The organism is Micromonospora krabiensis (assembly GCF_900091425.1).
In the GTDB taxonomy this organism is placed as follows: Bacteria; Actinomycetota; Actinomycetes; order Mycobacteriales; family Micromonosporaceae; genus Micromonospora; species Micromonospora krabiensis.
On the sequence record NZ_LT598496.1, the window covers coordinates 1,376,077 to 1,388,850 of the forward strand.

The 12,774-nt window shown below is 72.5% G+C and carries 13 protein-coding genes; 4 read left to right on the forward strand and 9 right to left on the reverse strand.

The window, feature by feature from the left end:
- From GA0070620_RS06070 to GA0070620_RS06085, 4 genes are all read right to left on the reverse strand, one after another.
- Window positions 1-1,674, reverse strand: a complete 1,674-nt coding sequence (locus GA0070620_RS06070) for an ABC transporter substrate-binding protein (RefSeq protein WP_197677556.1) — start codon at window positions 1,672-1,674, stop codon at window positions 1-3.
- Window positions 1,675-1,820: 146 nt separating this feature from the next.
- The gene (locus GA0070620_RS33475; RefSeq protein WP_231922251.1) at window positions 1,821-2,777 is read right to left on the reverse strand and encodes a hypothetical protein; all 957 of its coding nucleotides are present in this window, start codon (window positions 2,775-2,777) and stop codon (window positions 1,821-1,823) included.
- Between the two features lie 4 nt (window positions 2,778-2,781).
- Window positions 2,782-3,501, reverse strand: coding sequence for a DUF3040 domain-containing protein (locus tag GA0070620_RS06080; RefSeq protein ID WP_091588957.1), 720 nt, complete (start codon window positions 3,499-3,501; stop codon window positions 2,782-2,784).
- Complete coding sequence (locus tag GA0070620_RS06085; protein ID WP_157741544.1) at window positions 3,494-4,075, reverse strand: RNA polymerase sigma factor; 582 nt, start codon at window positions 4,073-4,075, stop codon at window positions 3,494-3,496. Before GA0070620_RS06085 ends, GA0070620_RS06080 begins: the two co-directional genes overlap by 8 nt.
- Window positions 4,076-4,164: 89 nt before the next feature.
- Between GA0070620_RS06085 and GA0070620_RS06090 the strand changes: the two genes are divergently transcribed.
- Window positions 4,165-5,406 (forward strand): YncE family protein, encoded by a 1,242-nt coding sequence (locus tag GA0070620_RS06090; RefSeq protein WP_157741545.1) that lies wholly within the window; start codon window positions 4,165-4,167, stop codon window positions 5,404-5,406.
- A 48-nt stretch (window positions 5,407-5,454) separates the two neighbouring features.
- Here the strand turns inward: GA0070620_RS06090 and GA0070620_RS06095 are convergent, their stop codons facing one another.
- The 4 genes from GA0070620_RS06095 to GA0070620_RS06110 all read right to left on the reverse strand — a co-directional run bounded on the left by GA0070620_RS06095 (window position 5,455) and on the right by GA0070620_RS06110 (window position 9,536).
- Window positions 5,455-5,973, reverse strand: a complete 519-nt coding sequence (locus GA0070620_RS06095; RefSeq protein ID WP_197677557.1) for a glyoxalase — start codon at window positions 5,971-5,973, stop codon at window positions 5,455-5,457.
- Between the two features lie 71 nt (window positions 5,974-6,044).
- Window positions 6,045-6,842: a S1 family peptidase gene (locus GA0070620_RS06100; protein ID WP_091588958.1), complete on the reverse strand. Its 798-nt coding sequence runs from the start codon at window positions 6,840-6,842 to the stop codon at window positions 6,045-6,047.
- A gap of 172 nt (window positions 6,843-7,014) precedes the next feature.
- Entirely contained in the window at window positions 7,015-8,616 is a 1,602-nt protein-coding gene (locus GA0070620_RS06105; protein WP_091588959.1) for a flavin monoamine oxidase family protein, read from the reverse strand.
- 158 nt (window positions 8,617-8,774) lie between these two features.
- The gene (locus tag GA0070620_RS06110) at window positions 8,775-9,536 is read right to left on the reverse strand and encodes a hypothetical protein (protein ID WP_091588960.1); all 762 of its coding nucleotides are present in this window, start codon (window positions 9,534-9,536) and stop codon (window positions 8,775-8,777) included.
- A gap of 159 nt (window positions 9,537-9,695) precedes the next feature.
- Between GA0070620_RS06110 and GA0070620_RS06115 the strand changes: the two genes are divergently transcribed.
- Genes GA0070620_RS06115 through GA0070620_RS06125 form a run of 3 tightly spaced genes read left to right on the forward strand, consistent with a single transcriptional unit; the run spans window position 9,696 to window position 11,943 of the window.
- Window positions 9,696-10,397 (forward strand): WXG100 family type VII secretion target, encoded by a 702-nt coding sequence (locus GA0070620_RS06115; RefSeq protein ID WP_091588961.1) that lies wholly within the window; start codon window positions 9,696-9,698, stop codon window positions 10,395-10,397.
- 11 nt (window positions 10,398-10,408) lie between these two features.
- On the forward strand, window positions 10,409-11,215 hold the full coding sequence (locus tag GA0070620_RS06120) for a hypothetical protein (protein WP_091588962.1): 807 nt from the start codon (window positions 10,409-10,411) through the stop codon (window positions 11,213-11,215).
- Window positions 11,216-11,256: 41 nt separating this feature from the next.
- Entirely contained in the window at window positions 11,257-11,943 is a 687-nt protein-coding gene (locus GA0070620_RS06125) for a hypothetical protein (protein ID WP_091588963.1), read from the forward strand.
- 21 nt (window positions 11,944-11,964) lie between these two features.
- Here the strand turns inward: GA0070620_RS06125 and GA0070620_RS06130 are convergent, their stop codons facing one another.
- Complete coding sequence (locus GA0070620_RS06130) at window positions 11,965-12,768, reverse strand: metallophosphoesterase (protein ID WP_091588964.1); 804 nt, start codon at window positions 12,766-12,768, stop codon at window positions 11,965-11,967.
- Window positions 12,769-12,774 lie beyond the last annotated feature (6 nt).

Here is a 12,774-nt window from a genome sequence, read left to right on the forward strand (position 1 = left end):
CTACTTGGTGAATCCGGCGAAGGCCGCGCGGATCACGCCGTCCGGGAAGACCTGCAGGCCCTGGATCTTGTTGGAGAAGGCCGTCAGGTTCCGCTGCCGGTAGAGGTAGATCAGCGCGTCGTCCTGCTGGAGGATCGTCACCGCCTGGCCGTAGAGCCTCTTGCGCTCCTCGAGGTCGTTGGACTGGCGGGCCTGGGTCAGCGCGGCGTCGAGTTGGGGGTTGCTGTAGCCGGAGACGTTCTGGCTGCCGCCCGTGCCGACGAAGTTGGTGATGTTGGCGTCCGGGTCGATGCGTCCGCTCCACCCCAGTTGCAGCAGTTCGAAGTTCCCGCGGTCCTGCTCGTCGAGGAGTGACGAGTACTCCACCGGGTTGATCTTGAGGTCGAAACCGCCGTCCTTCACCATGGCCTGCAACGCCTGGGCGAGCCGCAACGTGTCCGGCGTGTTCGACGCGAGCATGGTCACCGGGTACGGGGTCTGGACGCCGGCCTCACCGAGCAACTGCTTGGCCTTGGCGGGGTCGTGCGCCGGGCACGCCTGCGCCTCGGGGCTCGAGAACGGGCTCGCGGGTGAGATCGGCGAGCAGGCGACCGCGGGGATCCCGTTGAAGACCGCCTGGACGAGGGCCTTGCGGTCGATCGCGTGCTCGAAGGCCTGGCGGACCTTGGCGTTCTGGGCGATCGGACGGTTGATCGGCTTCGGCGTGGTGCCGACGCCGTCGACGTTGCCGATATTGAAGGTGAGGCCCTGGTAGCCGAGGGACTGCGACTGGAGCACGGTGAGCGCGGAGTCCTGCTGAAGCGACGCGACGTCCTGCGTGGAGACGCTGTCGGCGACCTGGGCGTCGCCGGAGCGCAGGTTGGCGGCGCGGATGCTCGCGTCGGTGAGGATCCGCCAGGAGATGCCGTCCAGGTGGACCTTGCTGGCGTCGTAGAAGTTGGGGTCCTTCACGACGTCGATGGAGTTCTGGGGCACCCGCTTGGCGAACTTGAACGGGCCAACGCAGACCGGGGCGCTGGCGAAGTCGTCGCCCAGGCTCTGCACCGCCTTCGGGCTCAGGATCATGCCGGCGCGGTCCGCGAGGGCGCCGACCAGGGGCGCGAAGGGCTGCTTCAGGCGGATGACGACGGTGTGCGCGTCCGGCGTGTCGACGGCCTCGATGGGGCCGAGCTCGCTCTTGCGCGCCGACCGGGCGTTGGTGAGGTGCCGCTCGATCGTGGTCTTCACCGCGGCGGCGTCGAACGGCGTGCCGTCCGCGAACTTCGCGTCCTGACGCAGCGGGATGGTCACCGTCTTCCCGTCGCCGCTGGTGGTGGGAAGGGCGGTCGCCAGCTGCGGTACGACCTGCGCCTTCTCGTCGACGTCGTACAGCTTCTGGCACATGGCCTGGAACACGTAGCGCGAGTAGAGGCTGCGCGACAGGGTCGGGTCGAGGGCGTCGGGTTCCGCGGAGAGGGCGATGACCAGTTGGCCGCCGTCCTTCACGGCGGACGGGTCCGCCGGCGAACCGAACGAGTCCTGACCGGCGGACTGGTTCCCGCCGGACGGGCTGCCGCCCTCGCCGTCGGACACCGGTGAGCACGCGGCGATGGTGCACAAGAGGGCCGCCACCATCGCGGCCCGCAGGGGCCGGGGCCGGCGGAGGGCTGTGTCACTGAAGGAGAGGTACGTCATGGGGAGCTCCTCGAGTGGGCGATTCGGGGAGCGTATGTTGTATACGATGACACGCGCAAGACCTCCGTGGATGCCTCCGCGCGACCTCCGCTGACCGCCCGCATACCCGGCGGCCCGGGCGCCCCGCCCGGACCGCCGCGCCCGGTCTAACGCTCGCCGTAGACCAGGTCCATCGTGTCCTGACCCCCACTCCACCGCAGGTCGAGGTGCCAGCACCCGGCCCGCGGCAGGTCCACGATCGACGGGCCGGGACCGCCCGCGACCTCGCGGGTCACCCGGGTGTCGGAGCCGTCGAGCGTCGCCGTGATCGTCAGGTCGGTCGACGCCGTCGCGTCCGCCGGCGTGGACTCGGTACGGGCGACCCAGAGGATCTTGTTGGCCGAGCCGTCCACCCTGGTCACCCGCAGCGGGTTGCCGAACAGCACCGCGACGATCTCGCCCCCCGCGCCGAAGACGTGCGGGACGCGGGCGTCGCCCCTGAAACCCGCGTCCGCCCAGTCGGGCAGCGCATCCGTCGCGATCGGCGAGCCGCAGCCGTCCCCGCCGCCCGCCCGGTCGGCGGGGACGGTGCCGGCGGGCGCGCCGACCGGCGAGGTCGCCGCGCCCGGCCCGGTGCACCCCGCAACCACGATCACCGCACCCAGCGCCACCCTGCTCCACGATCTCATCGCGCCCTCACCCCCGTCGCTCCACCGGTGTCCGTCCACCAGGAGGACACCGGCCGGGCTCCCCCGGTTCCGCCGGTGCGCCGACCGACCCGGCACCCGGTCAGTCGCCGTCGAGCAGCCGCCGACGCGCCGCCGCGAACTCCCGTCGGTCAGCTCGCCGCGCTGGTGCTTGCGGACCAGCACCGACAACTCCGCCGACCGGTCGACGGTTCCTACCGTCCGCTCGACCGCGTCCGCGCCGGCGAGCACGGCCACCGCGTCGACCAGGTGGCCGAGGGCCACCACGGTCATCAGGACCACGGCGATCGTGACCGACCCTGGCCGTCCACCGACCTGCGCCTCACCCGCCATCGACAACCCCCGTTCCGGGTAGTTGCCGGCCACGCCAGCGGCGGCCGTCAGCAGCGCGGACACCTGCGGCGGGCCGGGCACCACCGGGTTACCGCAGTGAGCCGGCGATCTCGATGGCCTCCGTCTGGGTGAGGTCACCCTCGATGCGGTAGGTGACGTCGGCGCGCGACCAGATCAGGGTCGACGCGGCGAGCCGCGCGGTCTCGACGCGTACCTCGCCGGTGGGGTCGACGTAGGTGACGGTGTGCGGGCCGGCGACCCAGACGGCGAAGCCGCCGTCGACCTGCACCCACTCGACACCCGGCCCGCTGGCCTGCTTCTGGAAGACCGGGTCGAGGTGACCGTCGAACGCGTCGACCCGCAACGCCCCGCCGCGGTAGAGCAGCGTGGCGACCCGGTAGGAGCCGGACGGGTCGGGGTCGGCCACGAGGACCCGCTCGGGTGGACCGAGCCGGGCCGGCACGCGGACGGGGAAGCGCACCTTCCGCGCCGCCTCCGCCAGGTCGACCGCGACCTGCGACGGCAGCGGCGCGGGCGTACCGGAGGGCAGTGGCGAGGTGGGCGAGGTCGCGATCGTGACGCCCGCGAAGCGCAGCAGGCCCGCCACCGCGTCGGCGAGGGCGGCCCGGCCCGGCGGCAGCACCGCGACGCCCAGCGCGACGAGGGCGGCGGCGAGGTAGTAGCGCCATCGGCGGCGCGGCCGTGGTGGCGCGGCGATCCGCTGGCGTACGCGGGCGGTGACGTCCGGCGGATCCGGGGTCTCCAGCCACGTCGACAGGTCCCGTAGCTCCCGCTCCAGGTCATCCATGGTGGACCTCCTGGCGGTCGAGCAGGCCCCGCAGCTTCGCCAGCGCCCGGGAGGTCCGCGACTTCACCGTGCCCCGGGGCCACCCCAGCATCGCCACCGTCTCGTCCTCGCTCAGGTCGAGGAAGAAGCGGCACACGATGACCTCGCGGTCCTTCACCGGCAGCCGGCGCAGCGCGTCCACCAGCAGGGCCCGGCGCTCCGCGGCCAGCACCGCCCCGACCGCGCCGTCACCGGCGACCTCCGCGTCCGGATTCGCGGCGGCGGCCCGCAGGACCAGCCCGTCGCGCCGGTCCCGCGACCGGTGCAGGTTGCGGGTCTCGTTCGCCACGATCGCGAGCAGCCAGGAGCGGAAGGACGACTCGCCGCGGTAGCGGGCGAGGTTGCGGTAGCCCTTCACGAACGCCTCCTGGATGACGTCCTCCGCATCCGGGCCCGCGCCGAGCAGCACCGCCGTCCGGTACGCGGACGCGGTGTGTCGGGCGACCAGGACGTCGTACGCCTCCCGGTCACCGGTCTGGGCGCGGGTGACGAACTCGTCGTCGTCCAGTGGAACCTCCGGTGGGATCACCCTCATGACACCGCCCGCGGCGTCCGGGTTCCACTCTCCGCCCGAGGGAACCTCGGCGGTGGCGGCGGTGTCACCGGGACATGATGACGAGGACCGTGCTTTCGCGGCGCACCATCCTGACCCTGCTGGCCGGCGGCGGCGCCGCGGCGCTGGTCGGCTGTGACACCGGGGCGCGACCGACCGGCGCCCGTGCCGTGGCCGTGCCGGATCCGCTGCTCGTGGAGCTGACCGACGGCCTGGGCGTGCTGCGGGGCGGCGACCGGCTGACGCTGCCCCACTCGCTCGCCTCCGCCGACGGGCGGATGATCTACGGTACGGAACCGGGCGGCGCCGACACGGCGTTCTTCCGGGTCGACGTGGCCACCGGCGGGGCGTCGCCGCGGGTCACGCTGCCGGGCCGGTGGGCGCCGCAGGCCGTCTCGGCCAACGGTCTGCTGGTCGCGCTCACCCCGGACGCGGTCGGCGTGACCGAGGGGCGCCCGCCCGGGCGGGAGGTCACCCCGGTCCTCGTCGCGGACCTCGGCGGCGTACGCCACCGGCTGCGGTTGCCGGGCAACGTCGTACCGGAGGCGTTCACCCGGGACGGCACCGGCCTGTTCGTCATCGACTGGCTGCCACCGGCACGACCGGACCGGTACCGGGTCCGCGTCGTCGACCTCGCCACCGGCACAGCCGGCCCCCTCCAGACCCGCGCCAAGGCACTCGTGCCGCCCGGCGCCGAGGAGGAGATGCGCGGCGACGGACGCCAGGCGGTGCTCGCGCCGGACCGCAGCACCCTGTACACGCTCTACACCCACCAGGCCGACCACCGGCACACCCGGGACCTGCTCAGTGGACGGCCGGGCAACGTCCACGCCTTCGTCCACACGCTGCACCTCGGGGACCGGTGGGCGTACTGCGTCGACCTGCCGCACCCGTTCGGCGCGGGCCCGGCGAGCTGCCACGCCATCGCCGTCAGCCCCGACGGACGCAGCCTCTTCGTCGCGGACGTGGCCTCCGGCACCGTCGCGGAGATCTCCACCGAGCAGCTCACCGTGCTCCGCACGGCCACCGTGGCCGCCGGCGCCGGCGTCGCGTACGCGGCCACCGACGGCACGCGCCTGTTCCTCGCGGCGGGGCCGAGCGTGCGTACGGTCGACGTCGCCGGCCTGCGGGTGGTCGGCGAGTGGGCGATGCGCGAACGCGTCACCGGTCTGGTGCTCAGCCCCGACGGCGCCCGCCTGCACGTCGGCCAGCCGGGCGCGGTGAGCTGGCACGACGTCACCTCCGGCCGGGAGCTCGGCCGCGTCCCCGTGGACGGCCTGGTGGGCCTGCGCGGCCTGGCCGGGGCCGCCTGACCCGGCGGGCCGCGATCGGCCGGGGTGCTGACGGACCGGCGCGCGGCCTCAGGTGGCGTCGGGCAGCCAGGGCGCCAGCTGGTCCGGGTCGGCCACGGCCTGGCACACCCGGTCGCGTTCGTCGGCGGTCAACGGCAGTCGCCGCAGCCGCGCACCCCAGTCGGGTACCCGCTCCGGTTCCTCCAGCGCGGTCGACAGCTCGATCAGCCCGGCGAGCGCCAGCGCCCGGTCGAGGGTGGACGCGGCGTCGCCGTGGCGGCGCAGCCCCGAGTTGAGCGCGCGGAAGGCCGCCCGGTCGTCGCTCTTGAACTCCCGCAGGATCCGCGCGTTGTCGAGGACCCGGGCCAGCCCGGAAAGCTCGGTCGAGCCGCCGTAGTCCAGGTCCTCGGGTTCGTCCCGCCGGATGAAGATAATCGTGTTGCCGGAGGGGTCGACGACGCTGAAGCGGGACGCGCCGGGCCGGTAGCGGGTGATGCGCGGCCGCCCCTTGGCGAGCATCCGGCCGTACGTGGCGCGCATCGCCTCGGTGAACGCCGCGTGGTAGGGCGCGACCGCGTCGACCATCACCCAGGGCGAACCCGCTCCACTCGAGGGCGGCCCGGCTGGTCAGCAGCCGGGCCGCCCGATCGGTCGTACGGTCAGCCGCCGAGGCTGGCCGCGGCCGATGCGATCGCCGAGGCGAAGTAGCTGACCTGGGTGTAGACGCCCGGGTAGTTGGGGCGGGCGCAGCCGTAGCCCCAGCTGACGATGCCGACCTGGATCCAGGCGTTGTTGGCGTCGCGGCGGAACATCGGGCCGCCCGAGTCACCCTGGCAGGTGTCGACACCGCCGCTGGTGTAGCCGGCGCAGATCTCCTCGGCGGGGATCACGTCCCCGCCGTAGTTGGCGTCGCAGGTGGCGTCGCTGACGAACGGCACGGTGGCCTTGAGCAGGTACCGCTGCTGCGGGCCGCCCTCGCGGGCCGCTCCCCAGCCGGCGACGGTGAAGGTGCCGTTGTCGTACGCGGTCGTGTTGGCGATCTTCAGCGTGCTCAGACCGGTGACCGGGGTCGCCAGCCGGATCAGCGCCCAGTCCTTGCCGTTGCCGTTGTAGCCGGGGGCGCGGTAGACGTAGTTCGACCGGACGGTGATCCGGCTCGACGACTGGAGGTCGACCACGCCGAGGGTCGCCGTGATGCTGGTGTTGTTGCCGGTGGCGCCGACGCAGTGGGCGGCGGTGAGCACGAGCCGGGAGCTGTAGAGGGAACCGCCGCAGCCCATGGAGAGCCGGACCATGAACGGGAACTCACCCTGGGCGGCGCGGGTGCCGCCCACGACGTACGGCGTCATCGTGCCGCCGTCCGCGGCGGACGCCGGTGCCGTGAGGGTGAGGCTGCCCGCGGTCACCGCGGCCAGCGCGGCGGCCAACAGGCCGGTGAGGGTGCGCCAGCGAACCATACGTTCCTCCGCATCAGGGCCGGTACGCCTCGTGAGCGCACCTGATTCACGAATGCGGTCAGCATATTGATCGTCGTGGATAAATGGCCATACCCTCTGGGTCGTACCGCCGGAGCTATGCCTCCCACCGGCCCGGCGCGGGGCTCGCGGCCGGGCCGGCGGACGCGTCGGCTCAGCCCGCCATCACCCGCTCGTGCAGCGCCGTCACCACCGTGCGCGCCGACACGAAGGCGCCGTGCTGCCAGGCCACCTCGTGGCTGAGCCAGTCACCGGCGAAGTAGACCCGCCCGGCCGGACGCAGCAGCAGGTCGTAGCCGGCCGAGCCCCACGGCGGTGAGGTCCAGGCGCCCTCCAGGTAGCGGGTCCGGTCCCACGCCTGCGAGTACGACGTCACCAACTCGCTGCGGTACTTCGGACCGTGGATCTTCACCCCCTGGGTGACCGCCCGCTCCTGCCGCTGTGCGGGGGTCAGCGCGCTGTACGCCCGGGCGTTGGCACCGGTGTTGTAGTAGCCGACGATGAGCCCCCGCCGCCCGTGGTAGCCGTACGACGGGTACCAGACGTGCGCCAGGTCCAGGTCCGTCTCGGTGATGCCGCCGTAGATGCGCTGGTCCGTCTCCCACCACCGGCTGCGATACTCCAGCCCGATCTTGCCGGCCGCGCTGATCCCGAAGCCGCGCAGCGCGGCGGTCACGTCGCCGCCGAGGTTGTGCGGCACCCGGGCCATCAGGTGCGGCGGCAGCGTGGCGACGCAGTAGTCAGCCCGGACCAGCCGCTCCCGGCCACCCTGCCGATACGTCACCTCCACCTCGCGCCCCCGGTCGGTGACGTCGGTGACCTCTGCTCCCAGCCGGATGCGGTGGTGCCCGACCGCGCGGGCGAGCGCCATCGGGATCTGGTCCATCCCCCCGACCGGCTGGAACATCAGCATCGCCTGGTCGTAGCCGAGCTCGAAGGAGAAGTAGCGCCCGACGTTGCTCGCGAAGACGTCCGACAGGGCGGGCGGGGCGCCCAACGGCTCCCCCGCGTCGTTGCCCGCCCCCGGGTAGCTGACGAAGCCACGCCGCGTCGTCCCCGCGTACGCCCAACCGGCGGTCCGCCCACCGATCGCGCCGAAGCTCTGCAGGAAGCTCAGCAGCCGCTCCTTGTCGGTGGCGGTGAGCCGACCGTCCAGGGCGCCCTGGTCGGTGGCCTTGGCCAGCAGCTCCGACACGTAGCCGTAGACGTCGGCCTTGGCCGTGCGGTAGCGCACCGGAGCGGACATCCCGGCCGACTCGTTGTAGATGAGCGCGTCGGCGTTGGCGTTGGTGAAGACCTCGACGGGCACCCCCAGCTCGCGGCAGTAGTCCATCGTGACCATCCACTGGGCGATCCGGCCGGGGCCGGCGTTCAGATAGACACCGTCGGAGAACCGCGCCCGCTGGGTGTGACCGTCCAGGTCGGTCTCGACGGACCCACCCCGGATCGTCAGGTTCCGCCCACCGGCGCGGGCCCGGGCCTCCAGCACCGTGCAGTCGTAGCCGGCCTTGCCCAACTCGTACGCCACCGCGAGGCCGGCGACGCCGCCACCGAGGATGACCACCCGGGCGCCGGAACGGCCGGTGAGAGAGAAGTCGGAGCGGGTCGGGGCCCGGAAGGGCGGGGCCGCCGCGGCGGCGGTCGGCGCCAATCCCAACGCGCCCATCGTGGCGAGCATCGCACCGGCGCCGCCGCTCACTCCGACGGCGCGCAGGAATCCCCGTCGACTGACCCAGGGCTGCTCATGGTGGTTCATTGACGTCCCCCTCAGGATCTTGTGGGACGCCGAGTCTGTAAGGAGTTCGTTACGGCCGCGCGCCGTACCACGTTCCCAATGTGTTTCGATCGATGCGGTGGACGGTCCGCGACGGCGGCACGGACCGTCCACCGGTCGCGCTCCGGCGCAACGGCCGGTCAGAAGAACGCGTACATCGTCTCGTCGGCCTCCTCGGTGTCGTCGGCCGGCGGCGGGCTGACCCGCACCGGCTCGCCGAAGCCGCCCATCTTCATCTCGGCGACGAGGTCCCCGAGGGTCTTGGTGGCGATCGTGTACGACAGCGCGGTCAGCCGGCCCTCCGCGTCGACCGTGGCCTCGAACGGAATGGCCGTGGGGTCCTTCGCCAGCTTCGCGGACGACTCGAGGCCCTGCCGCATACCGGCGTCGGTACTCGCCGCCTCGGCCGCCTTGCCCAGGTCGGCGATGCCCCGGTACCGGCCCTCACCCGTCGCCTCGGCGGAGACGACGCCACCCACGATGCCCGTCTGGGAGGTGAAGTCGAAGGACTGGCGCAGGGAACTGCCCGGCCGCAGCTTCGTGAGATCCAGCTTCATCCACGGCTTGTCGCCGTCGAGCGAGTCCATCTTGATGTACGCCGTCTCGCCGATCAGCCGAGCCTCGATCGGCTCGGGCGCGGTGCCGGTGACGAGGAGCACCCGCGCGCCGGGATCCATCTTCCCGCTCAGGGTCATGGCCTGGTTGCCGGCCTTCATCGAGGCGTCCATGGTGACCGTGCCGGCGAGGCTGCGGTCCATGCCCTGTCGGACGGCGGTGACGGGGTCGGGTGCGGGCGTCGCGGAGGCGGACGGGGCCCCGGCGTTCTCACCGGACGTGGTGTCGCAGCCGGCCACGAGGCCGGCGGCGAAGACGACACAGAGCACGGGGATCAGTCGACGCATGAGGATGACCCTAACGAGCCGCCGCCACCGAATTCCCCGAACCACCGCCGGCCACGGGCGCCCACGGTATGTGAATCGGTGTTCTACAATCGACGCCGCCCGCGGGGTTCCCTGGGAGTCGGTTGAGGTCCCGCGGTCCCGCGCTACCGGGGGAGGCGCATGACCGACGAATCGCTGGTCGCCGACGTCCGTTCCACCCGCGAGGTGTGGACCGGATCGTCGCTGGCCGACGGCGCCGAAGGGGTCGTCGACGCGATCCGCAGCGAGGGCTGGGTGGACGACCTGCTCGCCGGCGCGGCGTTCGGGTTGGACGTCGTCGCGACGGTGCTGGATCCGTTCAGCGCGCTGCTGGCCAACGGCCTCGGCTGGGCGATGGAATACTTCGAGCCGCTGCGGGAGATGCTCGACTGGCTGACCGGCATGCCCGACGTCGTCGCGTCACACGCCGCCACCTGTGACAACATGGCCGCCCACCTGCAACGGATGGCGACCGACCTGCAGACGCACCTGGCCGGTGACCTGCCCGACTGGCAGGGGCGCGCCGCCGAGGCGTACCAGGCGCTGATGGTGAACAACGTCGACGCCATCGCCGGGCTCGGCGTCGCGGCCGTCGCCATGGCCGCGGCCACCGAGGCGGCCGGCAACCTCGTGGCCTTCACCCGCGACATCGTCCGTGACCTCATCGCGGACCTGGTCGCCCGCGTGATCGTCTGGGCCGTCGAGGCGATCTTCGTGGTCACCATCCCGGTGATCGCGGCGCAGATCGTCGCGGCCGTGGTCAAGTGGGCCGGCCGGATCCTGAGCTACACCTCCTCGCTCGTGACCAGCCTGACCAACCTCGCCAAGCTCATCAACGGCTGAGCGGGGGGATCGTGGCGAAGCCCAAGGGACCGCACGGCGACGGTGGGGACGGCGGCGAGGGCGACGGCACCGGGGTCCCCCGCCAGCGGGGCCGGAACAACGGGCGCTCCACCACCATCGCCGAGACCCACCAGGCCGTCGCCGACGCGGCGGCGAACGGGCGTCCCGGCGGTCCGGGCACCCCCGACGGCAGGTCCGGCGACGGGCAGGGAGGCGACGCCGAGACCCGGCCCCCGCAGAACGATCCCGCGCTGGACAAGAAGGACCCGCAGACCCTCGAGGAGATCAAGAACGCGCGTCGGCACATCCAGGACCAACTCCAGGAGATGGCCGACGAGTCGTGGGACTACGTCGACCAGAACAAGGACACGCTGCTGCAACGGGAGGGCTACCAGCGGCAGCGCGAGGAACTCATCGCGAAGGGCTACCCCGAGGAGGTGGCGGACACCATCGTGGAGCGGACGGCCCTGGGCACCGAGGCGCACCGCCACTTCGCCAACTCGATCGACTCCGAGGCCGACACGTTGCTGCCCGAGGAGACCGGGTTCCGGCTGCGTACCGAGGTCGGCTACGACAGCCAGGGCGTCGAGACCCCCCGGGTGAAGGACCAGGACTTCCGGCCGGACGTCATCCTGGAGCGGCAGGTCAAGGACCCGGTCACCGAGGAGCTGGACTGGGAGGTCGCGCACGCGTACGACCTCAAGACCGGCCTGAAGACCGGCATCGAGAACTGGTGGTCGAAAAAGGTCACCGACGGGCTCGACCTGCCTGAACCGCCGACGGAGATCCGCCCGACCCAGCGGCCGTTGGGTGGGTAGACTGACCGGGCCCTCGGCCCCGTACGCTGCGAAAGGTTCCCATGTCGTCTGCTGACAAGGCGCGGCGGTGGCGGCAGATCCTGACCGAGCTGCGCCCCGACCTGCCGGGCCAGTGGTCCCTCCGGGGGAGCGGCCTCGGCACGGTGCTGGCGCGGGAGCCCGTCGACTGGGCCCTGGCCTGGATCGGCTACTCCGGCTCCCCCACCCGGCCGCAGGGCTGGGTCTCGGCGGGCGTGCAGCCCCTCGTGACGCCGTTCACCAGCTGGGTCATGACGTACGGCGTCCGGATGGACGAGGTCCGGTCGGGTCCGCGCACGGTGGACCTCCTCTCCGACGAGGCCGCCGACCAGACACGGCGGTTCGTGCTCGACACCGGTCTGGCGAAGATCGAAAGTTGGCCCTCGGAGCGCCTCGCCGACGTCGCCGAACGCGACTACGCCCAGGCGCCGGCGAAGCGGCGCACGCACTGGCACCAGGTCCCGGGCTGGCGGGTGGTCACCGGCAGCGCGTCACCCGTCGACCCCGCCCAGCAGCTCGCCGACCTGTCCCAGGGGCGGGCCGCCGAGGCCTCCGGCAAGGGCGCCCGGCAGCTGGCCGACCAGGCGGCGTTCTACGAGCGCCTGGTCGCCGCGTGGCACGAGGGCGAGCGGGACGCGGCGCTGCGGTTCCTGACCGAGCAGCGCGACCACGCGCTCGCCGGGCAGAAGCTCGACGTGGTGACCGCCTGACTCGCGACGGGACGCAACGAGTCAGACAAGCCGGGTGAGCAGGACACGGCCGTCCTCGTAAACCCCACCATCGATGGCGACGACCCGACCGTCGGCGTACCACAGCGCATCCCGGACATCCTGCGGCGCCACACCGAAGTACTTGGTGAGCGTGCTGTGCCCGTGCACGAGCACATCGCCGCCGAGCGCGCGCAGCATCGCCGACACCGCATCGTCCGGCCGCGCCGACTCGGCCTCGCGGAACGCACCCCGGTCGCTCATCCGCGCACAGAACTCCAGCCACCGAACGCTGTCCGAACTGGTCAGAGCCGCGGCCACAGCCGCGTTGACGGCGCCGACGCTCGCGCCGAACTCCAGGTACCGGGTGGTGTCGGAGTGGACGAGCAGGTAACCGTCGACAACCGCCACCGCGGGCAAGCCCATGATCCAGGCGACGTGCTGCGGCGCCAGCCGGCGCAGGTCACCCTCGCGGCCGCCGAACCGCGCCCAACCACCTCGGAAGCCGCCGGGCTCGTCCCACCCAGGGACCGGCGCTGTGCCGAAGCGGTGCGCGGCGAGCAGTTGCACCTCATGGTTGCCCAGCAGTGCACGCACCTCACCACCCGCGACGGCAGCCGAAGCGGCGAGCTGCCGAACGTCATCGATGACGCCGATGCCGTCCGGGCCGCGATCGACGTAGTCACCCAGGAGCCACAGCCGGGCGCCTCCCGCAGACCACTGCCCGGCACGGTCGACAAGTCCCTCGTCGCGAAGTGCGTCCCGCAACTCGGACCGGTGACCATGAACATCCGCGACCACATACAGCGGAGACTTCGATCTTGGCATCGACCA

Excerpts from the sequence above, each read along its gene's own strand:
- GA0070620_RS06110 (WP_091588960.1), bottom strand. The coding sequence starts at position 9,536 with ATGCGTCGACTGATCCCCGTGCTCTGTGTCGTCTTCGCCGCCGGCCTC.
- GA0070620_RS06070 (WP_197677556.1), bottom strand. The coding sequence starts at position 1,674 with ATGACGTACCTCTCCTTCAGTGACACAGCCCTCCGCCGGCCCCGGCCC.
- GA0070620_RS06085 (WP_157741544.1), bottom strand. The coding sequence starts at position 4,075 with ATGAGGGTGATCCCACCGGAGGTTCCACTGGACGACGACGAGTTCGTC.
- GA0070620_RS06080 (WP_091588957.1), bottom strand. The coding sequence starts at position 3,501 with ATGGATGACCTGGAGCGGGAGCTACGGGACCTGTCGACGTGGCTGGAG.
- GA0070620_RS06105 (WP_091588959.1), bottom strand. The coding sequence starts at position 8,616 with ATGAACCACCATGAGCAGCCCTGGGTCAGTCGACGGGGATTCCTGCGC.
- GA0070620_RS06125 (WP_091588963.1), top strand. The coding sequence starts at position 11,257 with ATGTCGTCTGCTGACAAGGCGCGGCGGTGGCGGCAGATCCTGACCGAG.
- GA0070620_RS06130 (WP_091588964.1), bottom strand. The coding sequence starts at position 12,768 with ATGCCAAGATCGAAGTCTCCGCTGTATGTGGTCGCGGATGTTCATGGT.
- GA0070620_RS06115 (WP_091588961.1), top strand. The coding sequence starts at position 9,696 with ATGACCGACGAATCGCTGGTCGCCGACGTCCGTTCCACCCGCGAGGTG.
- GA0070620_RS06100 (WP_091588958.1), bottom strand. The coding sequence starts at position 6,842 with ATGGTTCGCTGGCGCACCCTCACCGGCCTGTTGGCCGCCGCGCTGGCC.